The organism is Paenibacillus sp. FA6, assembly GCF_051550225.1.
Taxonomy (GTDB): Bacteria; Bacillota; Bacilli; order Paenibacillales; family Paenibacillaceae; genus Paenibacillus_AQ.
This window is the reverse complement of the sequence record NZ_CP188820.1, coordinates 5,113,664-5,137,807: the sequence shown is the minus strand read 5'-3', so window position 1 is coordinate 5,137,807 and position 24,144 is coordinate 5,113,664. Positions and strand designations below refer to the sequence as shown.

The window sequence follows — 24,144 nt, the reverse complement described above, 5'->3', positions numbered from 1 at the left end:
ATTATGGACAAAAACTACATCATTGGCGTTGATGGTGGTAACAGCAAAACGGACTATTTCCTGTTTGATGTCCAAGGGAACTTTGTCGATCACATAAATACAGGCACATGCAGTCATGAGCGTTTTCCGGACGCTTATATAAGTGCATATCGCATCATGAATGAGAATATTCAGCAATTGCTTACGCGTAATCGGCTATCCATGGATGATATTGCAGCTGGAGCCTTCGGACTGGCTGGTGCGGATATTCCGTCTCAAAAGACAAACCTCTGCCAGGTTATTGAACGTATCGGATTTACACATTATGTATTGGACAATGATTCCTTTCTAGGGGTGAAAGCTGGTAGCCATAAGGGCTTCGGGATCTGCTCCATTAATGGCTCTGGCACCTCAACTGGCGGCATCTCTCCGAGCGGAAATCGTCTTCAGGTAGGAGGTGTAGGCAGTGAACTTTCTGGTGATGAAGCTGGAGGTTTCTTTCTAGCTCGAAAAGTTCTTCGTGCAGTATATGACTCCTTCTACCGCATGGGTCGAGAAACCCAAATGACTGACCCTGTTATGAAACTGATGCAAATACCAAGTAAAGAATTCTTCATTGAATATGCAGTAGATGGCACTCTTAAGCGGACTCTCCCTAATACCATGCTGATGCAAATTATGTTTGCTGCTGCTGATAACGGTGATCCAGTAGCCTTAGATATTCTAGACTACACTGCCAATCAACTGGCATACTCCACCGTAGGCTGTATGCACAATTTGGATTTTGATCATGATGTCGATATCGTTCTTGCTGGTTCTGTGTGGGTCAAAGCAGAAAGTCCTCTGCTGTTTAAACTATACAAAAATTATGTTGAAGAATTAACCCATCACCAATGCAATTACATCATTCTAAATGTTCCGCCCGCAACGGGTGCAGTTCTATGGGCATTAGAACTGGCGTTTGGTCATCCGGTAGATTTAGATACTCGCATAAGAGTCATTAGTACAATAGAAAATTTGCGGAAGAATGAAGCCATCCATAGAAGCAATTCCTAAGTTCCACATCAAAGACCGGATGTAGCATAAGCTACTCCGGTCATTTTCAAGCTTCAATTTTATTTCTGAGAAACCCTACGATTTACTTTATTACTTTTGAAAGTTCTGTAAAAATAACCCCTAATGCATGAGCGCCTGCGTCGGGATAACCTATACTTCTCTCACCAACGGTACCTGCTCTTCCCATTCGAGCAACAATTGCCTCCGTCTGTTTCGCTCCTTGGACAGCCGCATTAGCTGCTTTCGTTGAGGCAACTTTAATGTCATCGCCATCAAGTGCACTCTTTGCCCAAGATTCGGCATAAGGAACTAGCGCATCAATCAATGTTTTGTCTCCAACGACGGCACCACGGCCGAAAGCTCTCTCACCTGTATCCTGAATGCCTTTAACAACGGCGGCCATCATTTGAGCGAACTCATCAATGGATAGTTCTTGTTTGTTTCCAACATTCTTACTAGCTGCTCGAAATGCTGATCCCCAGATTGGACCAGAAGCCCCTCCACAATGCTCCATAATAATGAGGGAACACGCATCTAGGAAACTTCCAATATCCGTTGTGTGGTTTGTTACGAGATCATGCCACTCTGTCTTTAATTGCTTGAATCCCTTCGCAACACTCATACCAAAGTCACCGTCACCCGCATGAGCATCTAGCTCACAGAATGGAATCTCATTCTCAATGATGATTTCACTCATTTTATCAAGAAGATAAATGATATTATTTAAAGAAAATGTATCATTTCCAGTCTTCGCAAAGTCTTCATCCGTCACACAAGTGTAGGATACAGACGTATTCTCATCTTCCTCCAATACGACCTCGGTGTAGTTCACTTGGTCGAAAGGTTCATGAATGAATAATGCTGGCGTATCACATGCTTCACTCAATAGTTGCTTCAACTGATCGTCCAGTTTCATAATTGAAACAGATGCCCCGACCATATCTATACTCGTCATGTAATTTCCAACAAACACTTTATAGATCATTTTATTTCTGGATACTAATTCACGGATGACGGAGTTATTCAACAGATACAATTCTTGGAGTGGAGTTCCACCAAATCCATTGATCAATACGGCAACTTCCTGCTCAGCGTCCTGATCGATCTTCAAACTCTCCAATAATGCCGTCACCATTCTGCTTGCCAATTCATCCGCTGACACCATGGCTTCTCTTCGAATTCCTGGTTCGCCGTGAATACCCACACCATACTCCATCTCATTCTCTTCAAGAGTAAAGGTTGGAGTTCCCTTAGCAGGAACCGTGCAGGAGGTGTAAGCAAACCCTATACTTTTGGTATGGTCGATCGCTTTCTGAGCCACTTCCTTCACTTGACTCAAAGACATTCCTTGCTCAGCAGCTGCACCCGCTATTTTATGAACGAAGACTGTTCCCGCAACGCCTCTTTTTCCAACGGTATAGAGACTATCTTCAACAGCAATATCATCATCCACTTTAACATAATCGACCTGTATTCCATCTTCACTTGCAAGATGAGCTGCATTCTTGAAATTCATAATATCGCCGCTGTAATTTTTAATAATTAATAGCGTTCCTTTATTGGACGCAGTGGATCGAATCGCTTGGTACACTTGAATTTGAGAAGGGGAGGCAAATACATCGCCACACACAGCTACGTCTAGCATCCCTTTTCCCACAAAACCGGCATGCGCTGGTTCATGCCCACTACCCCCACCACTGATCAGTGTTACTTTATCTTTGTTTAATTCCTTTTTCTGAATGATCTTATATTTACTATTAAACGCTAAGTTTGGATGTGCTAGAACTAAGCCATTACACATCTCTCTTACTAGCGTCTCAGGCTTATTCATTATTTTCTTCATGTTATTCACCCTTACTTAATTTGTATTGTCGACCAAGTTGATCAGCTACCATAATGGCCGCTGCCACAGCTTCCTCCGTGATTGGAAATGGCATCGAATGAATAGATTCTGCCGGAATACAAGCGATTCGAGCTACAGCCAGCGCTTCCTCGTATGAAACACTATCCACGCCAATGTCTGCGAGACATACTGGAAGTCCAACCGATAGACAAAATGCGAATACTTCATTTAATTCATCTTGATCTGCATTTTCCAGAACTAATTGGGCTATCGTACTGAAAGCTACCTTTTCACCATGATAATAATGATGAGTCCCCTCAAGTGAAGTTAAGCCATTATGGATGGCATGAGCAGCAGCTAAACCACCACTTTCAAAACCAAGCCCCGATAAAAGGATATTCGCTTCAATAATATTCTCAAGTGCAGGAGTTACCATATTACAATCAGAAGCTACCTTCGCCTGAAGACCATCTTTCAATATGGTGTCATAGCAAAACTTAGCTAGTACTAGCGCTGTATTGGTTCCTTTCGCCTCACCACAGACTCCTTCACGAACACCGCATGGCATTCCCGCATTGACATTAGAGTACGATCTTGAGGTTGCTCTAGCTTCGAAATAAGTAGAGAGCGCATCTCCCATCCCTGACACAAGAAATCTTGTAGGCGCGTTTGCAATAACAGTCGTATCAATCATAACCACACTAGGGCTTTGTTTAAAATACGCATACTCATCAAACTCTCCTTCTGGGGTATACAGTACAGCTGAATGACTTGTTGGTGCGTCGGTTGCTGCGATCGTTGGCACAATAATTAAAGCTTCACCTTCTGCTACGCACTTCGCTGTATCAATGGCCTTACCTCCGCCTAATCCAATCGTACAGGAACAGGAATGTTCTTTAGCCAATTGTTGCAATCTCTGAACTTCTTCACGTGAGCACTCCCCTTGGAAGTTACTTTCAATCAGTGTGATATTAAATTTATTTATAGTAGATTCTAGTTTATCTTTCACTCGCTTTACATCATCTGAATGTGCAATGAGTAGTGCTGAATCTCCGAATGTTTTTACGAAGTACCCCAAATTTAGTAATTCATCTTCTCCCTGAACATACTTAGATGGGCTAATAAAGGCTTTTCTCATCATAAATTCCTCCTTTGATTGCTATGATTCTATTATAGTCCTACTATGGTTAGTTATCATCGAACTATACCTGCAATTATAAGCGCTTTCAGATTGTGTTTTTATGTTATCTATCTCCCAAATAGTATAATCTTGTCCTCTTATGAGGTTAATACAGTATAATAAAAGTGTCATGCTCATACTTTCATCTTTATATTCTATTCCCATTTCCATATTTCTATTCAACTATAGGGAGTGTACACTAATGAACCATTCGTTGTTTAGTTTAGACAAGATTATCGATTTAGAGAAATGGCATAAGTTGCAAGACTCTCTTGCGCTGGTCACCAAAATGGCGATCATTACAGTTGATTACAAAGGTACACCTGTTACGGAGCATAGTTACTGTCAACCCTTTTGCCAAGGCGTAAGGAAAGATTCCGTACTCTCACCCTATTGCCAGACATGTGATGCCAGAGGTGGATTGGAAGCCGTACGGCTGAATAAACCCTATATCTATATGTGCCATTTCAATATTATTGATATTGCCATTCCTATCATTATAGATAATCAATATATTGGAGCCATCATGGCTGGACAAATTAAGCTCCGCGATACAGATACGCCACTTGAACAAATTGTAACTCGTCCGGCTAGCCCAGAAACAGATGACAAGTTCAAGGCTTTAGAAGAAGACTATCTTTCATTACCCACCTTGTCATACGAAGAAGTCTCTACCATCGCCGATATGTTATTTCACCTATGCAACTACATCGTAGAAGAAGCTATTCATAAGAATTCAACGATAGATATGTATAAAAAAGCCCTATCCATGGATAGAGCTAACCCGTCTTTAGATTCAATTAGCACTTCTGATCGTAATTATCGGAATATACAAGCTATTCAAACTGAGCTTTCCAGTACTCTTCTTGACAATAAAATAAAAAAGTTTACATCCAATGAAATCCGTTCAACTAACCCATTGCTTCAACCGGCTTTTGATTACATCTATCACCATAAGAACGATAGTATTTCCTTAAGTGACATGGCGAAACGATGTCACATTAGCCCGAGTTATTTCAGCCGCATATTTATAAAAGAAACTGGAGAAAACTTCTCTGTCTTTATTCCACGCTTAAAAATGGAGTGGGCCAAGCAGCTTCTTGAGACAACGGATCAACCCATCCATCAAATAAGTGATGAATTGGGATTTTGTGATGCTGGATATTTCATCAAAACATTCAAAAAGTTCGCAACGCTAACTCCTGCCGTTTATCGAAATAGGCATCAGAACAAACCTTAAACGATTACTTCACATGTACGCTCTGCTCTACTTGTTTCTTCTTGACTGTTTTGTTAGCTACTAACGTAATAAGTAGTGCCAGCAGTAAAGCCACCAACATCGAAATGGAGAAACCAAGCCAGTTATTAGACAAGAACGGTCCCATAAATGAAGGAACATATGCGGTACCTCGAACGTTAAACACGCCGACCAATCCGCCACCTACGCCAGCGGAAAAAATCGCGCCTGCAAAGACCATTTTATTAGAGAACATGAAAGGATACGCTGCCTCAACGAATGTACCAAATCCCATATTGATCAGAAATCCGGGAGTAGCTACAGCGGCTTCCCCTTTATCTCTAGGAGCAATAATATTCGCTAGTGTAATTCCTGCTGAGACCATAACCAGCCCTACCATATCTACCGCTCCCAAGAAGCTATTCCCTGTCTTCTCCATTTCAAGCAATACGATCGGTAGAATGGCCGCATGATATACACCGCCAAGTATGGCAGGCCAGATCAATAGCCCCCCAATAACACCAGCTAGAATGGGATTAAATAATATTGCCTCATTAATGATATATTTAATAAATTCCCCTGCCTGTAGCGCGAACGGGGAGATCAAGTAATACATAATAAGTCCGGATATAAGACCTGCGAAACCTCCAGCCACGATATTGGCTGTCGTCATCGGGAAACGCCACTGCACACATTTTACAAACAAGAATTGAACAAGCAACCCAGCCCCTATTCCACCGATAATACCGCCAATAATACCGCCTTCGATGGATAGTACTCCTGCAATGACACCAGCTACAATAGATACTTCATCCAGATCGGAGATCTGCTTGGCCGCAATGACAGCTAGAACTACAGGTAATGCTTTTAGCATGATATCAAATACTTCACTGAATCCTTTTAGAGCAGGAATCTGGCTAATCGCCAATACAATAGCCAATGCGATAAATCCAGGTAGGGAAGATTGCATAATGCCTTTCAGATTGATTCTTCGCCATGGACTACCGGATGCTGATAGATTCGTGGATTGTGGATCTCCAAGAACGGGATAATACTTTATTCCCCAATACTTGCATAACGAGGTCATAAAAGACACAGCCCTTGTCCGGTTCGTCGTTCCTGTCGTCCCCGATGCCGCAATGACGTTTGCCCCTTTTGAACTAATAAGCGCCATCGATGTGCCCCCCGTTCCAACGATAGGGATTCCTTTCTCTGCCGCTGCCAGAATCGCTAGCTTATTAACATGATTCGGGTCGGCGCTCATAACAATAACACCATCGATATGACCGGCTTGGATCTGACTGGCGATTTCCGCATCTAACTCCGTCGCTGCTTGATTCGTATCTTTCAACAATCCCTCGTGGGTCTTTGAGATACGCGTTTCATCTGCATCCCATACATATAACGAAGCCGTTGTTTTCTCTTTGGCGATATCCATAGATTCCGCTGCTGCAATGAATTGCACCAACCCGATCTCAATACCTGCACTCTTACTTTGTGTAACAATTTCACCGATTAACTTTTCGGGGTCTTTTCCCCCCAGATTAAATAAATTCCCACCACTACTGCCCAAAATTGCTATACGCATCATGATTTACCCCTCGTAGGTTACTTTTGCACTTCATCTAATTGCCGCATTACCTCATTATACGGGTGAAATGGCTTCTCGACAAGAATGGAATGTTCGGTTTATTCACCATTACGCCGGCATCAGACGGCATTTATAAGGGCATATCGTAAATATTTGTGAAAATTTGTTGTTAAATAGAGGAATTCGAATAAATATGTTGAATTTTCTAAAAGCAAGATGATGGATCAGGCTTGAAATGGAGGGGCACTATGCTACAAAGAGATAAAGGCAAAAGAACCCCTGATGCGGGAAACACTTTACATAAGAGAACACTACGGAAGCCGCCAACGAAACAAACCTTCAGTCCCCTGCGAAGTTCTATTAGAATTTCCGGAATATATTTCGTCGTAGGGTGCCTATGGATTCTATTAACGGATAGAGCCGTTTCCGCTTTCATATCAAATAGTAAATGGGTCACACTGATTCATATGATCAAAGGCTGGCTCTTTGTGAGTATGACGGCTGCACTTATCTTTTTTCTCATTCTGGGAACGGTCAATCGTATCAAAAGGATAGAGAATAAGCTGGGGGTCGCTTACATAGATAAAGTCTACGCCCATGAAAGCCTCGAGTCTGCATACGAGGAGATCATAGCTACTGAGGATGAGCTTAGACAGCAATACGATCAACTTATTGAGAATCAGCGCAAGCTTACCGAAAGTGAAGAGAAGATGTTTTATCTGGCCTATCATGATGTATTGACTGGCTTGCCCAACAAGATGGCCTTATACGAGAATGGAACTAACACCATCCTTGCGGGTTCCGATAACAGTGCAGCCCTGATGTTTGTGGACATCGATAACTTTAAATATATTAACGATACGATGGGTCATGGATTCGGTGACCGTCTGATTGCTAAGGTCAGCGACAGGCTACTCTCCATTGTGGCGAATAAGGGGGACGTTTATCGGTTTGGCGGTGATGAATTTATCATTCTTCTACATTCCATCGAGAATACAGAGGAAATATCTAAGGTTGCCGACTGCATCCTTGCCAGTTTCAAGGAACCCGTCGAGATGGATAACAGTCTTCTGCACATCAGCATCAGTATTGGAATTAGCATTTATCCTGAGCACGGCAACGACATTATGGAATTGATTAAACGTGCAGACATTGCCATGCACAGGGCCAAGGAAGCAGGGAAAGGTAAGATTGTCGTCTTTGATCATCCAATGAATGATACCTTCGCCGAAAGGATGAACATTGAGAAACAGTTATATTCGGCCATGGCGCGAAATGAATTTGAACTCTTTTATCAGCCTCAGGTAGATCTAGCACTGAACAAGGTAACCGGGCTGGAGGCCCTTTTACGCTGGAATAGCCCGGAACTAGGATTTGTCTCTCCTCTTAAATTTATCAAGATAGCTGAGGATTCGCATCTCATTATTCCTCTGGGGGCATGGGTTCTACGCACAGCTTGCACTTTCCTGAAGAGTCTTCATGATCAGGGCTTACAGCATTTAACGATATCCGTCAATATTTCGATGCTACAGCTATTACAGACTGATTTTAATGAGCTTGTTCTAGATACACTACGAACTTGTGGACTTAAACCGGATTATCTGGAACTCGAAATCACGGAGTCCATTCTGGTTGAATCTTACGATCATGTGAGTAGTCGGCTGAATGAACTACGAGGACACAACATCAGAATTGCATTGGACGATTTCGGGACTGGGTATTCTTCTTTAAGTTATCTGACCCATTTGCCGATCTCCACTTTAAAGATAGACAAGTCCTTTATTGATTCGATTCATGCGGGGACACATCAAACTGCTCTGATCGAGCAAATCATCATCATTGGCAAAAGAATGAACATGTGTGTCGTCGCGGAGGGCGTGGAGCAGACCGTACAACTGGAGTACTTGCAAGAACAGAACTGTGACAAAATTCAGGGCTATTTGTTTAGCAAGCCGAAATCAGCACAGGACGTGAAGAAGTTGCTAACCGAATGGGAGAATACCGGAATTGGCACTCCACGTGATGTCCAGTATGGCACTTAAATTATGAATTCATAATAAGCCAGTTGAGGATATCACCTCAACTGGCTTATTATCTCATAACACCTTTAATTCACCTGTTAGTATTGTATTATTTTCCCTATACTTATATATTAGATTTATAATGTAAGACTTTCAACCTAAATCAGATTACAGAATAACTACTCTTAAATAAGAAGGTGTACTCTCGTGGGGCTGGTAATGTGGATTGACTTAATGTTGTTCCTGGTTTTGTTTATTTTGTTCGTATATGTATTTTTTTCTGTTACAATCACCAAGCTGCATAAAGTCTATTTAGTACTCCACTTTGCCATGATGTTATGGCCCTTATGTCAGTTTGCCATCAAAACAACGGAGAACCCTCAGTTTCAATTGTTTTATGTGAAGCTCGCATTTGTTGACGCAGTGCTAATCATTACTGGATGGTTCCTTTTCACAATTTCCCTCACCGATCAATTGCATCTTCTGAGAAAAAGGGTATCCTTGGTCCTGTTGGTTTCAGCACTATTCATAACGCTCGGCGTGATTGTCAATCCAAACGGGTTGTTTGTCCTTCCTATGTACGGAGGTTACATTCAGAGATCCTATGGTCCGATCTTTTGGTTTATGATTACGGTCATGATTACCTATGTTATTATTTCGCTTTATATTATCTATTTAGCTCTAGTATCAAACAACACGCCCCGTATCAAAAAGCAAGTCGCGCATGTGCTCAAAGGGGTTGTCGTGCTAACTGCATTTATATTATTGGACGTCTTCCTCAATGTTACCTTAGCGCTATCACCAGTCATCCCGGGAATGACATCTCTTGGTATTTCACTATCTGCTATCTTTTTCGTTATTGCCATTCATCGCGATAAAGTATTTGATCTTGTAACCATCGCTCATCAAGATATTATTAACACCATAGGCCATGGGATTGTGGTACTCGATGATAATCAACATGTTGTAGAAGTAAATCAGCCGCTGCTTCCCTATGTTAACTTCATACATATAGGTGATCACTTCAATATAGAGATGATCCTGCCACGAGAACAATCTACTAGCCAATTTGATGTGTTCCTTCATACTTATCGAGAACAGCCTTTGGAGCGGGCAGAAATTGAAGCTTTCTATCCACAATTCAATATATATACCAAGATTCATGCTGCACCTATTCTAGTTAATGATGTCATGGTTGGACGAATTGTAACGTTTCAGGATATGACCGAACTTCACCAACTCATTGATGAGGCCCACCTTCAAAATGAGATCCTACAGGAACGTAATCTAGCACTAATTAGAATACAGAATGAACTGTTTCAAACTAACCGGAAACTCAAACAGATGGCCCTAACCGACAGCTTAACAGGCTGTTATAATCGTCACTACTTGACGCAACAGCTAGAGCAAGAAGTGATGAAAAACATGAAATATCAATCACCATTTGCAATCTTTTTATTAGATATCGACCTTTTTAAATCAATCAATGACAATTATGGCCATTTGGTCGGCGATATCGTGCTATGTAAGACTGTAGATATCATCAAAAAAACGCTTCGGCAAGCTGACATTTTGGCCCGCTATGGTGGAGAGGAATTTATAGTCTATTTACCAAATACGAATCAATTACAGGCAAATATTCTGGCTGAACGTGTTAAATCAACCATCGAGATGAATAAAGTGGCTATCGATGATGGCGCTTATTTTGTATCCATCACGATAAGTATGGGGTTGCTATCCATTAATAATTCAACGAATTTAAATACAAACAACCCCAAAATTAATTTAAATGATTTGTTTGAGTCCGTGGATAAAGCTTTATATCAAGCCAAAGAAGAAGGGCGCAACCGAATCGTTAGTGTTGCAATATAAATCCACAACGCATTTATAACTTTTTAACAAATTCTGATTTTAACTTCATGGCTCCAAAGCCATCAATTTTGCAGTCAATATCATGATCTCCATCAACTAGTCGTATATTTTTTACTTTTGTACCTAGTTTTACAACCGATGAGCTTCCTTTGACTTTGAGATCTTTAATTACCGTGATAGAGTCCCCATCGTTTAAGACGTTACCATTCGCATCTTTGACAACCTTTGTATCTTCATTATTCTCGGTCTCTGATTCTAAAGTCCACTCATGGGCACATTCTGGACAAACTAACAGACTTCCATCCTCATAAGTGTATTCTGAATTACACTCTGGACAATTTGGTAAATTAGACATGATGTAATGTCCTCCATTCGTTATGGTTAATGCTTCTATACTGCCATAGTCTTCACATATTGACAAACCTATTTATTCTCTATAATCTCCACAAACTTTGTGGATGCTGGTGACAAGGGTACACTTTTCAAAAAGCAAACGCCTATACTTCTCTTCGGTATTTCTTCAGTGAGGTGTACTTCATATAATAAACCTTTATTTAAATACTCTTGGGAGAATTCTTTCGTCACACAGGCTATCCCTAAATTGATTTTGGCAAACTCCAACAATAAATCATGTGATCCTAATTCAAATTCCGGAGAAATCTTTACACCTTTAGAGATCATATAATCCTCGACATACTTCCTGGAATTTGAATTCGGTTCAAGTAATATTAACGGCAATTTGACTACTTCATCAAGGGTTAAAGGTTCAGATAATATTGCCTTATATTTCTCCCCACACACAAATATATCATGAATATCTATACATGAACGGAGCTCTAATGTAGGATCATCCAGCGGAAAATTACAAATTCCAATATCCACTTCACCTGATTTCAATATAGAACAGATCTCTAATGTTGTGCCATTAACTATTTTAAACTTGATATTTGGATATCTATTATGGAAATCTTCTAAGTAGGGGAGTAAATAATACCTGGAAATCGTATCACCCACACCGATCTTTAATTCACCTGTCGTTAAATTCTTAAACTCCAAAATCTTTTCTTCCCCAACAACAATTAAATTAATAGCCGAGTTAACATATTCAAATAAAAGACTACCTTCGTTTGTCAAAGTTACCCCTTTAGGTGTCCTATTAAAAAGACGTGTATCTAGTTCTCTTTCTAATTGCATGATCGCTTGGCTAACCGCAGGTTGTGTCATATAAAGCTCTCTTGCTGCCTTAGAAAAACTTTCGCTTTTTCCTACCTTACAAAACACTTTATACAAATCTAATTTACTTACCATATAAGCACCTCTTATACCTATCATTCAATATATTCATTTTACTTATATCACTGGACTCATGTATATTACAAGTAAGGTACATACTCAAGTAGAAACAGCTATGCCGTCCTTTTTCACAGACGCATCCGTTTCAGCGGAAATATAAGGACTAGAGTACCAAGTGAAACTTATACTTTCTTATATTTTAACATAAACTTAATGGTTATCATTTCATAGTTAATAAGGAGCGATTATATTGGAAAGAGTCGTTGGAACAGTTGTTAGAGGTCTACGTTGCCCAATCATAAATCGAGGGGACAATATCGAAGAAATCGTTGTAGCTAGTGTGTTACGAGCTTCAGAAGTTGAAGGATTTACAATTAATGATAAAGATATCGTGACTATAACAGAATCCATCGTTGCTCGTGCTCAAGGTAACTATGCTACGATCGATCATATTGCTAAAGATGTTAGTTCCAAATTTGGAGAAGATACGATCGGAGTCATTTTCCCAATCCTAAGTCGTAATCGGTTCGCCATCTGTCTGCGCGGTATTGCCAAAGGGGCTAAAAAAATTGTCTTGATGCTCAGCTATCCATCTGACGAAGTGGGTAATCACTTAGTGGATTTAGACATGCTTGATGAAAAGGGAGTTAATCCTTGGACAGATGTTCTAACAGAGAAGCAATTCCGTGATCATTTCGGATACGGTAAACATACGTTTACAGGTGTTGATTATATTGATTATTATAAATCTTTAGTCGAAGAATACGGTGTTGAATGTGAAGTTATATTCTCCAATAATCCGAGGACCATTCTAGATTATACAAAGAATGTTCTTGCCTGTGATATACACACGAGATTCAGAACGAAGAAAATATTACTTGCCAATGGTGGGGAGAAAGTATATAGCCTAGATAACATATTGTCAGAGTCTATTGATGGTAGTGGATATAATGAAGATTATGGTCTGCTAGGATCAAATAAATCAACAGAAGACGATGTTAAATTATTCCCACGTAATTGCCAACCTGTTGTTGATACAATACAACAAATGCTCAAAGACAAGACGGGCAAAGATGTTGAAGTGATGATCTATGGAGACGGAGCCTTTAAAGATCCAGTGGGTAAAATATGGGAACTTGCTGATCCCGTTGTATCACCCGCTTACACAGCAGGGCTCGATGGTACTCCTAATGAAGTAAAGTTAAAATATCTTGCTGATAATAACTTTGCTGATTTAAGAGGAGAAGAACTTAAACAAGCGATCTCGCAATTCATTAATAATAAAGATGCTGATCTAGTTGGATCGATGGAAACACAAGGTACTACACCTAGAAAACTTACTGACCTTATCGGTTCCCTATCCGATCTAACTTCAGGAAGCGGAGATAAAGGTACACCTATTGTCTTCATCCAAGGTTATTTCGATAACTATACAAACTAACATTAGTGTCTGTACCATTTGCCTTAATTTAGTTCTACGTTATGCATCTGTTGGCGGAGCGTAAGCGATCCTCTATTTTATCTGAAATAGAGGATCGCTTACCCTAAACCTAAATTATATAATTCTTTATCTGTTAAAAAGAGCAATACTAGTCTTTACTAGTATTGCTCTTTTTTAGTTCTACACATTCAAAATACATCTTTCGAAATGCTTAAATACTATTTAATTTATTTCATCAAAAGGGTGATTTTCATTATAATTAGAATAGAGGTTCGATTACTTCTAATAAGAATGAATGACCACATAAATATTCTCGTATGTACGCTTGCGCGTACTTCTGCTCATCGATTAGACCGGAGGTCTCTCTTGGATCAGAAGCATGATGGCAGTAATTCTCGATCATAAACATAACGAAGAAACATTCTAGATGTCGAATATAGCCCGGTTCGAGTTGTCGTACACTCTCATAACCTTGGATAACCATCCCTCGTTGCTTAGGATTAAGCTCTAATAACAAGCCTGCCATATCATAGAGATAGTACCCATAACCACACCTCCCGAAATCAATCGGATAGGGGTGATCCTCGGTAAAAACGATGTTACCCGTATGTAAATCCCCATGAATGAGTCCGTAGTTCTGGTCGCTGTGCTCCATTACAGCAAGTTCTGATAGTATTTTTTGGGCAGCATCTTGGTATAACTCCCAGCCCTCGTTCGATAGAAAACGTGTATGGTAAGGCTCTAATTTCGTAAATTCACGACTAAAATGATCAGAACCCCATTCAGGACGAACAAAATTAGCAGGTGGAGCAAAGCTTGTCGCCTCATGATGCAATCTTCCCATCATAACGCCCACATTATAAACACAGCTGTCCGAAAGCTTCCCGCTTGCATGATCGCCCTCTACCCAGCGCATCATCGTCACACAAGGATGTCGATATCCTTCTTCCGTTCCAATCTCCAATACATAAGTACCATTACAGCTTGCCAGCCCCTCTGGTACATTGAGCTCACTCGATTTGTTCAATGCATGAAGAAGGGCAAGTTCTGAAGCGATTTCCTCTTTGCAGAGTCGTGCCGAATGAATACGAAGTAAATAACACCCCGTGGTACTTGTCTCAATTTTATATGTGATCGTATCTGACAGTTGGATAAATTGAATCCGTTCCCACTCCAAGTCATACTGTTGTAATGCCGATAAGGCAACTTTCCTCGCTCGTGCTAACAATGAACGCCTATTTTCATCAGTGTCATACTGAAAAAATTCCATCATATGCTGATCCCCCTTGTACAGGTAATTATAAAAGTGGTGGCACCCTGATAATATATAATAAACATTTTAAAATGTATTTTGCACAAAAAGGCCACATCAGAATTTCATCCAATGTGACCTTGTATCCTCTACTTTTTAACGTACACAATCTTCTTAATACTATCGAAGGAAAGACAAAATTGACCTGAAAGTTGATCAATTGTCATTCCAGCGGAAAACTTTTGCCGGATCTCATGGTTTCTAAGATTCAAATAGCTTCTGCCACCTGAAACTTCGCCCCATTTCTTACGTGATTCTTCAGGTTTGGGGACATACACTAAGCCACCATGTACATATTTCTGTATTTCCTTTAGCAATTCTTCCGGAAAAATCAGATCAGCGTTTACATATTTCATGATCACTCTACTCCTTAAAATAGTTGGCGTTTTTAAGGTAGCAAAGTCTATTCTACAAACAACCATCATCCTACAAGGAAGGCGGCAAATTATTTCTTCGCTCTATACAAACAACCGCCGTTGTTCATAGTGTAGACCTTGCATAGAGCTTATTTCAAACCTTGTCATGGTGGCCTCCCTCCTAAAGTGGTGCGACTGAATAAAGTTAAGTTAGACGGTAAACCGCGAATGGTTCACCATAACGAAATGGATCGCTGATTTCATCCAACTGTTTAGTTACTTCAGTATCGAGATGTATATCTACACTCTCTAAATTAGCCTCTAGTTGTTCGACACGTGTAGCACCCACTATTACTGTCGAGACAGCAGGCCGATCCATAAGCCAGGCAATCGAAATCGCATTAGGAGTATAGCCATGTTCTGCTGCAAGCTTACTTATATTTTGTCCAAGTGTTATCGTTCTTTCATTGAGAAATCTGTTAAAGTTCGGGTCGGTAACCGCTCTTGAACTTGAAGGTGCTTGGTCTATTGACGTATATTTTCCACTTAGAATACCACCTGCTAAAGGGAAATAGGGGATAATACCCACACCCTGATCTAAGCAGAAAGGAACAAGTTCCTGTTCAGGCGTTCGGTCCGCGAGAGAATAACTAACTTGAGTAGAAACATACCGCGTATAACCTTTGTGCTCGCTAATACCCTGCGCCTTCATTAACTCCCATGCAGCATAATTTGATGCTCCAATATAACGAACCTTCCCTGAAGTAACCATATCATCCAAGGTACGCAATGTTTCGTCAAGCGGAGTATACGGGTCAAATGTATGAATTTGATACAAATCAATATAATCTGTTTTTAAACGTCTAAGACTGTTTTCAAGTTCCTGTTGCAAATGATAGCGTGATGAACCACGCTCATTTGGACCATTGCCCTTCACTAAACCAGCCTTTGTCGCTAATACAACTTTATCTCGTCTTCCATCCAAAGCTTGCCCAATAATTCTCTCCGACTCGGAGTTAGCATAAATATTAGCCGTGTCTATAAAATTAATACCGCTATCCAAGGCATAATGTATGATCTTCGTAGATGTGTCCTGATCAGCCCGTTTTCCAAATGCATTGGTTCCAAGTCCTAATGCCGATACCTCTAATCCACTGTTTCCGAGACGACGATATTCCATGATCTCCCACTCCTCTGCATACAAAAATTAATAACCTTACAAGTAGAAACGGCTTCGCCGTCCTTTTTCAAGGACGATGCCCGTTTTAGCGGAAATATAAGGATTAGAGTATCAAGTGAAACTTATACTTCCTTATATTTTCAAAAGACACATTAAGTTAACAGTTCACGACTACTTCCACTTTCCATTTTATCACTATCTGTGATGGGGTTCACCATCGATATTCATTGTGATCACCCTTATGTTAATACATAATAAACAAGTAGAAACGGCAATGCCGTCCTTTTTCAATAAGATTATGCTTTCGATGCTAGTGATACTTCATATCACTTTAAGGCACCCGTTTCAGCGGAAATATAAGGAATAGAGTATCAAGTGAATCTTATACTTTCTTATATTTTGAGAAAGACTTTGGCGGTACATTAGAGTTTGATGAGAGGTACAGAAAGGGGAAAGATCGCAATCGTGGAATATGTGAACTGGAAAAATGGTGCTCACAGGCATAAATTTATAGCATCTTTTAGTGGAGGAAAGGACAGTTCTCTAGCTCTATACAAGGCTATGAAAATGGGAACGGCAGTTGGACTGATCATGATGCTCGAGGAAGAGGGGAAACGTTCTAGATCCCATGGAATGCCTCCAGAGCTCATACGTGCCCAAGCTGAATCTATAGGTCTACCAGTATATACTGGGGCCGCTAGTTGGACTGATTATGAAGAAGTGTATATGCAACTCTTAGCGCATGCTAAGAGTCAAGGAGCAGAAGTGTTAGTTACCGGAGACTTGGACATGCCTGCTCATGGTTGTTGGCATGACAAGGTTACGAAGAATGCGGGATTAAAGCTTGGGATGCCTCTATGGGAAATGGATCATAAAGAAGCAGTTGAGGAGTTTATCCACCTTGGATTTATTACGATCATTGTGACTGTGAATCTATCCCTAGGCATGCGAGAAGACGATTTAGGGCGAATACTAACCCTTGAATATGTAAAGGAGCTCGAAGCTCGTGGCATTGACCCTTGCGGCGAAGGTGGCGAGTTCCATACGACAGTTATAGATGGTCCGCTGTTCAAACACCCTATTCCTGTTCGTAAATGTCAGATTGTTAGGGACGGAGACTATGCATTTCTGCCATTGGAACTAGATCAGGCAGAAGATGTAGGCAACAAATAAATACCACTATTTTACCGTGTCATCTATAGAACGAAAATTAGGGGCTGTCTCAAAAGTCATGAAAATGGCTAGAGACAGCCTCTCCTCATACTTATTTCAAAATAAAACGGCCTGTTACCGGGTTATGATCACTGTTCTCGAAATCTAGATCATGCCCATTCACACTCACAATCTCGATGTTCGGAGATACGAGGAAGCCATCAATGACAGCAAGGAAATTCACACCCTGCTGATAGGGTATATCTAGTGTCCGTACGCTCGGAATAGTCGGATCATTCGCCCATTGGAAGCCTTCTGCGCTGAAGGTTTCAGGAAAATTCTGTAGCCATTCCGGCCACTCCTGCTGTGTAGCGAATTTCTTCGGCTCTGTTCCAGGCAGGGAATGATTCCAGTCACCACCAAGCAGGAGATAACTCCCCTTCTCCGTCTCTTGTCTGATGTAATCAGCTAGGAAGTCCAGTTGTTGTTTCCGAATTTCACCACCCTTGTCAAACGCTGACAAGTGCAGATTAATCAGAACGAGTTCCTTACCGTTATCTACAGGAAATCTACTTGCAATAAAGGCACGGTCTAACTCCATCTGCTGCACAGGCCAGCTTTCTTTACCAGGCAGATCAAATCGAGTATGAGATGTACTTTGAAACGTCGATAATGTTAACAATCCGCTTTGTACCGCACCCATCGGATGCAACACAGGAACGGGTATCCAGGGCACCTTATAGTTAAAGGCAAACGTGCTACTATATTCTGATAGTAAGTTACTTAGTTCATCGACTTCGTTGATGTGGTTGCTACGTGAGGCGTCTTTATCGACCTCCTGTAGTAAATACAGATTTGAACCGATTTCTTTTAAAATAGTAGCAATAGAGGATAGATTCTCCTCTGTCTGCTTCTTGCTGCTTGAACGCGACATTGTTCCACCATCCATGAAGAAGTCCTGTCCCTGATCGAGCCCCGCATAGCCAATATTGAAGGTAGTAACTGCGAATGGGTCACCTTGCTTAAGCATGTGGGTATTGTTATTGTCGGTATGGAGTTCCATCTGTACGGGTGGCTTATAATCGGTCGCCGTAACATAGATAAGAAATATAGCAATAATACTAACTGGAATGAGCACGATCCAGCCCAACAGCTTTATAGATTTCTTGACCATGATTGTTTCCTAACCTCCTTGTTAATGTAACTCTTCAGTATAATAGCACTGATGCTACAGAGATTGTACCATCGCGAATACATTATTTATAATTTGTAATCACGCAAGCTAGCCCCTTCTCTAAGAGAAGAAGCTAGCTTGTATCATGTTATGTTATATCGAAACCGATATTCCTTGGCAACGGGGACGTCCGCATCTCCAAGTGGCTAGTTACTCTCCATTAAAAGTAAGTGTATTGGTGATATCTTGATACACTGGTTTTTTATCGCCAAAGTACTGTTCAAGCGTCCATAAGATGACCTGCGTAAAGTGAGTTGGATGATCAACAACCGTAATCAAATATGCGATCTTGACCTTATTGACTTCGCCGGAAATCTCGAATTGGAGAGCATCCCTTCCGCCGACTTTCGTCTTGACCGGATCAGTAATCTTTAGGTCTTCCAATGAACCGTTCATTTGATCCACTATCAGTTTATGATAATCTTCCAATACTGCGCCATCACCGAATAGTTCCTTTTCCTCCGATATGACGCCCACATAATCTTCCGTATCTATTTTGGCAGCCTGTATATTCGCATCTGGAATCAGATTCGGTTGTTCAACCCAATTAGCAGGAAGGGTGATAGTTAACATACCATCCTCGCTATTGAATTCTGAAGCTTTGCCTTGATCCGATTTAATTGTGGGGGATAGGCTTATGCTGTCATCTTCCTTCAGAACCTGAAATGACTGAATAATCTGCAAGAATTCATCCTTGTTGCTTGAAAACCCGCTCTCTGATGACCAACTAATGATCTGGTAAAAGCGATTGCCTTTTTCTATTATTGCCGCCAAGTAATGAACCTTAACCTTTTGAACCTCACCCGTAAATTCAACCAAGTTCGCTGAAGCACCTGCGATTTCTGTATCTTCTGTACTCAGTATTTCCATATCGTTTACACTAACTTTAGTACTTTCTTTAAATATGTTTACAAAGTCCTCCAAACTCGTATCGTCGGAGAAATCTGTTTTCTGGTTCGCAATAACCATGACATATTTCTCCTTGGACTCATTAGAGGCAGAAACGATAGCAGAATCGTTCAATTCCTTATCTTCTGTCCAATCCTTCGGAAAGGTCAGTTGGACATCTTCATTTGCACTTTTAATGGCAGTACCTTTAAAATCTGGTGTTGGGCTATCTTTCGTTGTGTCGATAGATTGTTGGGGATCTGGGCTGACTGGTGTAGTAGATGCTTTCTCTTCTTTTTCGGCGCACCCAGATAGAACTCCTGTTACTAAGACGGCTGTGAGTACCATCCACTTAAATCGTTTGTTAATAATAATCATCTTCTCCTCTTCCTGTTAAATATTAGTTATTGTAAGGTAACATTTACCTTTACCCTATAAAGGGCATCTTCAAACCGGATGGCAGTGATGAATGACATCTCGTGCGCTTATTATGGTGGCAACTGTTGCATCCTTCTTCATGAGTTTCAGTGCATCTCCGTATGCCACACCGCCAAGCGTATCCAACATAAAGTCAAATTCCGTTGTTGTATCGATGCTGCCCAGATCATAAGCGAGAACTTCATCCGCTCCTAAATCACGTACAAAGTCACTATTGTTCGAGCTGGTCGTTGTCGCCACATATGCGCCACGTGCTTTCGCCACCTGAATGGCAATGGAACCAATCCCACCACTTCCCGCTAAGATTAGAACATGGTCTCCGGGCTGAACATTTCCTACTTCTACAAGAGCCTGCCAAACCGTAAGCCCCACCAATGGGAGTGAAGCTGCCTCAACATAGGTTAAGCCTCCAGGCATCGGTGCTACAAGATTTGCAGGAACTACGATTTCATCTGCATACGTACCCTGCTTCTCCATTTCAGGTCTAAAATAGACATTATCTCCCGCTTGAAACTCTTTCACATTGGATCCTACAGCAGTCACTGTCCCTGCTGCATCCCAGCCTAAAATGAGGGGTAATTCATACGGAAAGTCATTTTTCAAAAATCCTTCCCGTACTTTCCAGTCCACAGGGTTTACCCCACTTGCTTTTATCGAGATTAATACGTCCCCTGGCCCTACTTGTTCTGTTGGAATGTTAATGGTTCTTAGCTGTTGTTCATCTCCATATTGTTCAATGCCAATGCCTATCATCGTAGTGAAGACCCCTTTTTAGGTATCATTATGAATTCAATACAACATAAATAATAGTACGCACCTTTTAGTACCTATAATTATCTCTTAATCCCCTAATTGGAAAGCAAACAAATTAACATAGATAAAGCTTTCATTTCACTGATGCGGAGCTTTTAATATTTGCATAAGGAAAACCGCCAAATAAATCCTGGCGGTTAATTACCCAGAGGGGAAATATATTTAAGCTATTTTTCAGGCAAGTTCTCAATGAGTTGCGAATATCTTTGATGCCATATCTTCCATTCATTCTCACGTGATTCTAGAGTCATATCATCCAATAATGCACTGATGACATCCAAACAGACATGCCAACCCGCAAGATCCCTTGGGGTATGATCTGTCATCTTATTTATCTTTTCTAGTAAGACCAAGCGACACCCATCTGTCTGCGGATACAGCTCAAAACGAACACGATCTTCACCCCAAGTATATTCCAAAACAGAAAACAGTTTAAGTTCGATAATTTCCATTTCCTCAAACGTACCATCTTGCATGTCAAACTTAATCATACCACCCTCACGAAGATCATCGATCCTAAGTTCAGAGAACCATTTCGCAAGGTTATCATTCTCCGTCAATGAAGCCCATACTTTTTCAATGGAATGCTTTAGGTGACGCTCAAAGCGAGCAGTATATCCGTTCTCAACTTGTTCTATGACAGCTAACATAATAAACCTCCTCTACTATTGAAAATTAGTTCTTACCCTCTACTCTCTATTTTCGCCACTTTCATTAGACATAATCCAATAGCTTCTCAACTATACAGTAAATTTTAACACCTACAGACTTAAAGTTGCATACAAAAAATCAGTATACTACAATAAATTGATTACGATTTCCTTTTATAATCGGGTAATAAGGAGTAGATGTCCGATATGAATCACATTGCTGTGAAACAGCCCTTAATACTAATCGTCGAAGATGAGCCTCGAATGAGGGAATTGATTGCAGACTATTTAGAAGAAGAGGGCTTTGACATTATACAAGCAGCCAATGGCCACGAAGCACTTGAACATGCGCACCGTACGCCGCCTGATCTAGTCGTCCTTGATATTATGATGCCGGGCATGGATGGGTTCGAGGTATGCAGACATCTTCGCAGTCATTCCCAGACCATTATTGTCATGTTAACGGCCAGATCAGAAGAAGAAGATAAATTATATGGCTACGAGTTGGGAGCCGACGATTATGTCACGAAGCCATTCAGCCCCAAAATATTGATCGCCAAAATTAAAGCATTATTAAGCCGATGGAATTCTCAAGATGGATCCACGCAGCTAAAGGAACATCGGGATTTAGAAATAAACGAACAAGCCCATGAAGTCCATCTTTATCGTAAACGACTTGAATTATCGCCGAAGGAATATGAATTATTGCTGTTGTTCTCCCAGCATCCAAATCACGTATTAACAAGGGATACGCTTCTTAATCGTATATGGGGGATCGATTATTTCGGTGATCCCCGCACGGTAGATACACAGATCAAAAGGCTTCGCAAGAAACTGGGAAACCAGTCAGGATGTATCCAAACCGTACGCAATATTGGTTATAAATTTCAAGAGAACCTTATGAGGTCATGATGAAAAGAGAACGATTGTATTTCAAAATATTCTGGGTTGCCTTAATCGCTCTGATCCTATTTACAATCCTATGGATGGTGCTGCAGACTACATTTTTCGGTACCTTCTATGTTCATCAGAAGTCAAATGAACTATCACAGAAATTGGACAAAATTTACCATAAATATGCCGAAGGCGTATACGATCTCAACGTTAAGCCAGCTGAGGTCGTTGACTTCGAACAGCGATTTTACGGCACAACCGCCACATTGTACAAGCAAGGACATAAGATCAACGTATATGCTGGAGGCTATAGCGCTATGCCCTCTATTCCTATGTCACCTTTAATCATGCAACCTCATTATGATATTTCCATTCATTCTGATTCTCCCCGGCCCGCAAAGCCCTCGTTGGATGATCAGAACATAGAAATGCAACCTCTCCTACCAACAACCTATATGAATCCCTATAGTGAACGACTATCGGATGCCTTAAGTATTTGGCTGCAAGATGCCGACCGATTTAACACGCTCTCCGAAACAGGCCAGGTGATCGTTACGAGAATATCATCCTTTGATGCCGATAACGAGAACATGCTAGTCGCTGCAGTAAAGCTACCGAACACAGTGAACCCAATTGGTGGAGATGCTTATCTAATTGCGCTGGCTACACTCCAGCCTGTCGGCGATGCCGTTCAAGTCATGAGCAGATTTTATATATACTTTTACGTACTGGCTGCATTTCCTATTTTACTATTTGCTTATTTCCTTTCACGTACCATCACATTACCGCTTATCCAGCTGAACAAAGTGGCCAAACGTCTGGCTAAGCTCGATTTCACCGCAGTTGTACGCATGAAACGAAAAGACGAAATCGGTCAACTCGCGGAAACGATGAACAGCCTCGCCCGAAATTTACAGCAAACGATGGCTGATTTGCAGGAAGCCAACACTAAATTGCAGGCTGATATCGAGAAAGAAAAACAACTTGAACGATTACGCAGGCAATTCGTAGCCAACGTGTCGCATGAGTTACAAACGCCAGTCAGTCTAATCCAAGGCTATGCGGAGGCACTCAAAGACAATGTAGGTCACGGATTGAAACGAGATAAATATGCAGGAGTAATTATCGAGGAATCGGAGAGAATGGCCCATCTTGTAGCTGATTTGCTAGACTTGTCCCAATTAGAGAGCGGTCGATTTTCGCTACATTGGTCACAAGTTCCGCTTCAAGAAACGGTACGCTCGGTATTGATTAAATTAGCTCCTCTCTTGAATGGAAAATCCATTCACCCCCAGTTGATTGGATTCGACACAGAAGAATGGTGGGTACAATCGGACAGACAGCGGTTAGAGCAAGTGCTAATCAACCTACTCGGCAACGCTATACGCCATGTGCCCGTTCAAGGACGTCTGGAAATACGCGTGGTGCGGAAACACTCATCCGTACGATTAGAAATCACGAACGAGGGCCAGCCTATTCCAGAAGGAGACCTGCCCTATATCTGGGACACCTTCTACAAGGCAGACCGCTCAGGCAGTCGTGAACTTGGGGGCACGGGTATCGGCTTGTCCATTGTAAAAGCTATATTACAACGACACGGCAGCCAGTATGGCGTGCGCAACGAAGAAGATGGCGTAACCTTTTATTTAACACTACCTCTTCAGGACAAAGATTAAAAACAGTCTAACCCCCCTCTGATTAGGGAGTTTAGACT

At 41.2% G+C, this 24,144-nt stretch carries 20 protein-coding genes; 8 read left to right on the top strand and 12 right to left on the bottom strand.

Translation table 11 applies throughout. From position 1 onward, the window contains the following. Positions 1–3 precede the first annotated feature (3 nt). Positions 4–1,035 carry a BadF/BadG/BcrA/BcrD ATPase family protein gene (locus ACP8HI_RS23295; protein ID WP_438348496.1) on the top strand — a complete coding sequence of 344 codons (1,032 nt, stop codon included), beginning with the start codon at positions 4–6 and terminating at the stop codon, positions 1,033–1,035. Between the two features lie 82 nt (positions 1,036–1,117). Here ACP8HI_RS23295 and dhaK read toward each other — a convergent pair whose 3' ends face one another. Both dhaK and ACP8HI_RS23285 read right to left on the bottom strand, forming a co-directional pair. After that, the gene (gene dhaK, locus ACP8HI_RS23290) at positions 1,118–2,878 is read right to left on the bottom strand and encodes a dihydroxyacetone kinase subunit DhaK (protein WP_438348495.1); all 1,761 of its coding nucleotides are present in this window, start codon (positions 2,876–2,878) and stop codon (positions 1,118–1,120) included. A 1-nt stretch (position 2,879) separates the two neighbouring features. Then, positions 2,880–4,016 carry a glycerol dehydrogenase gene (locus tag ACP8HI_RS23285; RefSeq protein ID WP_438351958.1) on the bottom strand — a complete coding sequence of 379 codons (1,137 nt, stop codon included), beginning with the start codon at positions 4,014–4,016 and terminating at the stop codon, positions 2,880–2,882. A gap of 244 nt (positions 4,017–4,260) precedes the next feature. Between ACP8HI_RS23285 and ACP8HI_RS23280 the strand changes: the two genes are divergently transcribed. After that, complete coding sequence (locus ACP8HI_RS23280) at positions 4,261–5,298, top strand: PocR ligand-binding domain-containing protein (RefSeq protein ID WP_438348494.1); 1,038 nt, start codon at positions 4,261–4,263, stop codon at positions 5,296–5,298. Positions 5,299–5,302: 4 nt separating this feature from the next. Here the strand turns inward: ACP8HI_RS23280 and ACP8HI_RS23275 are convergent, their stop codons facing one another. Further along, positions 5,303–6,886, bottom strand: coding sequence for a PTS sugar transporter (locus ACP8HI_RS23275; RefSeq protein ID WP_438348493.1), 1,584 nt, complete (start codon positions 6,884–6,886; stop codon positions 5,303–5,305). 248 nt (positions 6,887–7,134) lie between these two features. Here ACP8HI_RS23275 and ACP8HI_RS23270 point away from each other — a divergent pair, with 248 nt between their 5' ends. Together ACP8HI_RS23270 and ACP8HI_RS23265 are read left to right on the top strand one after the other, a co-directional pair. Beyond that, positions 7,135–8,928: a putative bifunctional diguanylate cyclase/phosphodiesterase gene (locus tag ACP8HI_RS23270; protein ID WP_438348492.1), complete on the top strand. Its 1,794-nt coding sequence runs from the start codon at positions 7,135–7,137 to the stop codon at positions 8,926–8,928. Between the two features lie 213 nt (positions 8,929–9,141). Next, positions 9,142–10,779: a histidine kinase N-terminal 7TM domain-containing diguanylate cyclase gene (locus ACP8HI_RS23265; protein WP_438348491.1), complete on the top strand. Its 1,638-nt coding sequence runs from the start codon at positions 9,142–9,144 to the stop codon at positions 10,777–10,779. Positions 10,780–10,792: 13 nt separating this feature from the next. On the opposite strand, the gene ACP8HI_RS23260 is transcribed toward ACP8HI_RS23265, so the two are convergent. Both ACP8HI_RS23260 and ACP8HI_RS23255 read right to left on the bottom strand, forming a co-directional pair. Then, on the bottom strand, positions 10,793–11,134 hold the full coding sequence (locus tag ACP8HI_RS23260; protein WP_438348490.1) for a zinc ribbon domain-containing protein YjdM: 342 nt from the start codon (positions 11,132–11,134) through the stop codon (positions 10,793–10,795). A 68-nt stretch (positions 11,135–11,202) separates the two neighbouring features. Then, positions 11,203–12,087: a LysR family transcriptional regulator gene (locus ACP8HI_RS23255; protein ID WP_438348489.1), complete on the bottom strand. Its 885-nt coding sequence runs from the start codon at positions 12,085–12,087 to the stop codon at positions 11,203–11,205. Between the two features lie 235 nt (positions 12,088–12,322). Between ACP8HI_RS23255 and ACP8HI_RS23250 the strand changes: the two genes are divergently transcribed. Beyond that, positions 12,323–13,513, top strand: coding sequence for a coenzyme F420-0:L-glutamate ligase (locus ACP8HI_RS23250; RefSeq protein ID WP_438348488.1), 1,191 nt, complete (start codon positions 12,323–12,325; stop codon positions 13,511–13,513). A 259-nt stretch (positions 13,514–13,772) separates the two neighbouring features. On the opposite strand, the gene ACP8HI_RS23245 is transcribed toward ACP8HI_RS23250, so the two are convergent. The 3 genes from ACP8HI_RS23245 to ACP8HI_RS23235 all read right to left on the bottom strand — a co-directional run bounded on the left by ACP8HI_RS23245 (position 13,773) and on the right by ACP8HI_RS23235 (position 16,361). Continuing rightward, a complete protein-coding gene (locus ACP8HI_RS23245; RefSeq protein ID WP_438348487.1) occupies positions 13,773–14,786 on the bottom strand; it encodes a phosphotransferase enzyme family protein in 1,014 nt (337 codons plus the stop codon). Positions 14,787–14,914: 128 nt separating this feature from the next. Beyond that, a complete protein-coding gene (locus ACP8HI_RS23240; RefSeq protein ID WP_438348486.1) occupies positions 14,915–15,181 on the bottom strand; it encodes a CD3324 family protein in 267 nt (88 codons plus the stop codon). A 205-nt stretch (positions 15,182–15,386) separates the two neighbouring features. Beyond that, positions 15,387–16,361, bottom strand: coding sequence for an aldo/keto reductase (locus ACP8HI_RS23235; protein ID WP_438348485.1), 975 nt, complete (start codon positions 16,359–16,361; stop codon positions 15,387–15,389). A 432-nt stretch (positions 16,362–16,793) separates the two neighbouring features. Between ACP8HI_RS23235 and ACP8HI_RS23230 the strand changes: the two genes are divergently transcribed. Continuing rightward, positions 16,794–17,534: a diphthine--ammonia ligase gene (locus tag ACP8HI_RS23230; protein WP_438348484.1), complete on the top strand. Its 741-nt coding sequence runs from the start codon at positions 16,794–16,796 to the stop codon at positions 17,532–17,534. Between the two features lie 91 nt (positions 17,535–17,625). On the opposite strand, the gene ACP8HI_RS23225 is transcribed toward ACP8HI_RS23230, so the two are convergent. From ACP8HI_RS23225 to ACP8HI_RS23210, 4 genes are all read right to left on the bottom strand, one after another. Then, positions 17,626–18,687: an endonuclease/exonuclease/phosphatase family protein gene (locus tag ACP8HI_RS23225; RefSeq protein ID WP_438348483.1), complete on the bottom strand. Its 1,062-nt coding sequence runs from the start codon at positions 18,685–18,687 to the stop codon at positions 17,626–17,628. A 210-nt stretch (positions 18,688–18,897) separates the two neighbouring features. Continuing rightward, positions 18,898–20,013 carry a PsbP-related protein gene (locus ACP8HI_RS23220; RefSeq protein ID WP_438348482.1) on the bottom strand — a complete coding sequence of 372 codons (1,116 nt, stop codon included), beginning with the start codon at positions 20,011–20,013 and terminating at the stop codon, positions 18,898–18,900. Positions 20,014–20,082: 69 nt separating this feature from the next. After that, positions 20,083–20,826: an NADP-dependent oxidoreductase gene (locus tag ACP8HI_RS23215; RefSeq protein WP_438348481.1), complete on the bottom strand. Its 744-nt coding sequence runs from the start codon at positions 20,824–20,826 to the stop codon at positions 20,083–20,085. Between the two features lie 227 nt (positions 20,827–21,053). Beyond that, on the bottom strand, positions 21,054–21,536 hold the full coding sequence (locus ACP8HI_RS23210; protein ID WP_438348480.1) for an SRPBCC family protein: 483 nt from the start codon (positions 21,534–21,536) through the stop codon (positions 21,054–21,056). A 207-nt stretch (positions 21,537–21,743) separates the two neighbouring features. On the opposite strand from ACP8HI_RS23210, the gene ACP8HI_RS23205 reads away from it, so the two are divergent. Together ACP8HI_RS23205 and ACP8HI_RS23200 are read left to right on the top strand one after the other, a co-directional pair. Continuing rightward, positions 21,744–22,448, top strand: a complete 705-nt coding sequence (locus ACP8HI_RS23205) for a response regulator transcription factor (protein ID WP_438348479.1) — start codon at positions 21,744–21,746, stop codon at positions 22,446–22,448. After that, the gene (locus ACP8HI_RS23200; protein ID WP_438348478.1) at positions 22,445–24,106 is read left to right on the top strand and encodes a sensor histidine kinase; all 1,662 of its coding nucleotides are present in this window, start codon (positions 22,445–22,447) and stop codon (positions 24,104–24,106) included. Before ACP8HI_RS23205 ends, ACP8HI_RS23200 begins: the two co-directional genes overlap by 4 nt. Positions 24,107–24,144: the final 38 nt, after the last annotated feature.

Coding starts and splice junctions, on each gene's coding strand:
- ACP8HI_RS23220 (WP_438348482.1), bottom strand. CDS start 20,013: ATGATTATTATTAACAAACGATTTAAGTGGATGGTACTCACAGCCGTC.
- ACP8HI_RS23225 (WP_438348483.1), bottom strand. CDS start 18,687: ATGGTCAAGAAATCTATAAAGCTGTTGGGCTGGATCGTGCTCATTCCA.
- ACP8HI_RS23280 (WP_438348494.1), top strand. CDS start 4,261: ATGAACCATTCGTTGTTTAGTTTAGACAAGATTATCGATTTAGAGAAA.
- ACP8HI_RS23295 (WP_438348496.1), top strand. CDS start 4: ATGGACAAAAACTACATCATTGGCGTTGATGGTGGTAACAGCAAAACG.
- ACP8HI_RS23285 (WP_438351958.1), bottom strand. CDS start 4,016: ATGAGAAAAGCCTTTATTAGCCCATCTAAGTATGTTCAGGGAGAAGAT.
- ACP8HI_RS23260 (WP_438348490.1), bottom strand. CDS start 11,134: ATGTCTAATTTACCAAATTGTCCAGAGTGTAATTCAGAATACACTTAT.
- ACP8HI_RS23275 (WP_438348493.1), bottom strand. CDS start 6,886: ATGATGCGTATAGCAATTTTGGGCAGTAGTGGTGGGAATTTATTTAAT.
- ACP8HI_RS23240 (WP_438348486.1), bottom strand. CDS start 15,181: ATGAAATATGTAAACGCTGATCTGATTTTTCCGGAAGAATTGCTAAAG.
- ACP8HI_RS23210 (WP_438348480.1), bottom strand. CDS start 21,536: ATGTTAGCTGTCATAGAACAAGTTGAGAACGGATATACTGCTCGCTTT.
- ACP8HI_RS23230 (WP_438348484.1), top strand. CDS start 16,794: ATGAGAGGTACAGAAAGGGGAAAGATCGCAATCGTGGAATATGTGAAC.
- ACP8HI_RS23245 (WP_438348487.1), bottom strand. CDS start 14,786: ATGATGGAATTTTTTCAGTATGACACTGATGAAAATAGGCGTTCATTG.
- ACP8HI_RS23215 (WP_438348481.1), bottom strand. CDS start 20,826: ATGATAGGCATTGGCATTGAACAATATGGAGATGAACAACAGCTAAGA.
- ACP8HI_RS23255 (WP_438348489.1), bottom strand. CDS start 12,087: ATGGTAAGTAAATTAGATTTGTATAAAGTGTTTTGTAAGGTAGGAAAA.
- ACP8HI_RS23265 (WP_438348491.1), top strand. CDS start 9,142: ATGTTGTTCCTGGTTTTGTTTATTTTGTTCGTATATGTATTTTTTTCT.
- dhaK (WP_438348495.1), bottom strand. CDS start 2,878: ATGAAGAAAATAATGAATAAGCCTGAGACGCTAGTAAGAGAGATGTGT.
- ACP8HI_RS23200 (WP_438348478.1), top strand. CDS start 22,445: ATGATGAAAAGAGAACGATTGTATTTCAAAATATTCTGGGTTGCCTTA.
- ACP8HI_RS23270 (WP_438348492.1), top strand. CDS start 7,135: ATGCTACAAAGAGATAAAGGCAAAAGAACCCCTGATGCGGGAAACACT.
- ACP8HI_RS23235 (WP_438348485.1), bottom strand. CDS start 16,361: ATGGAATATCGTCGTCTCGGAAACAGTGGATTAGAGGTATCGGCATTA.
- ACP8HI_RS23205 (WP_438348479.1), top strand. CDS start 21,744: ATGAATCACATTGCTGTGAAACAGCCCTTAATACTAATCGTCGAAGAT.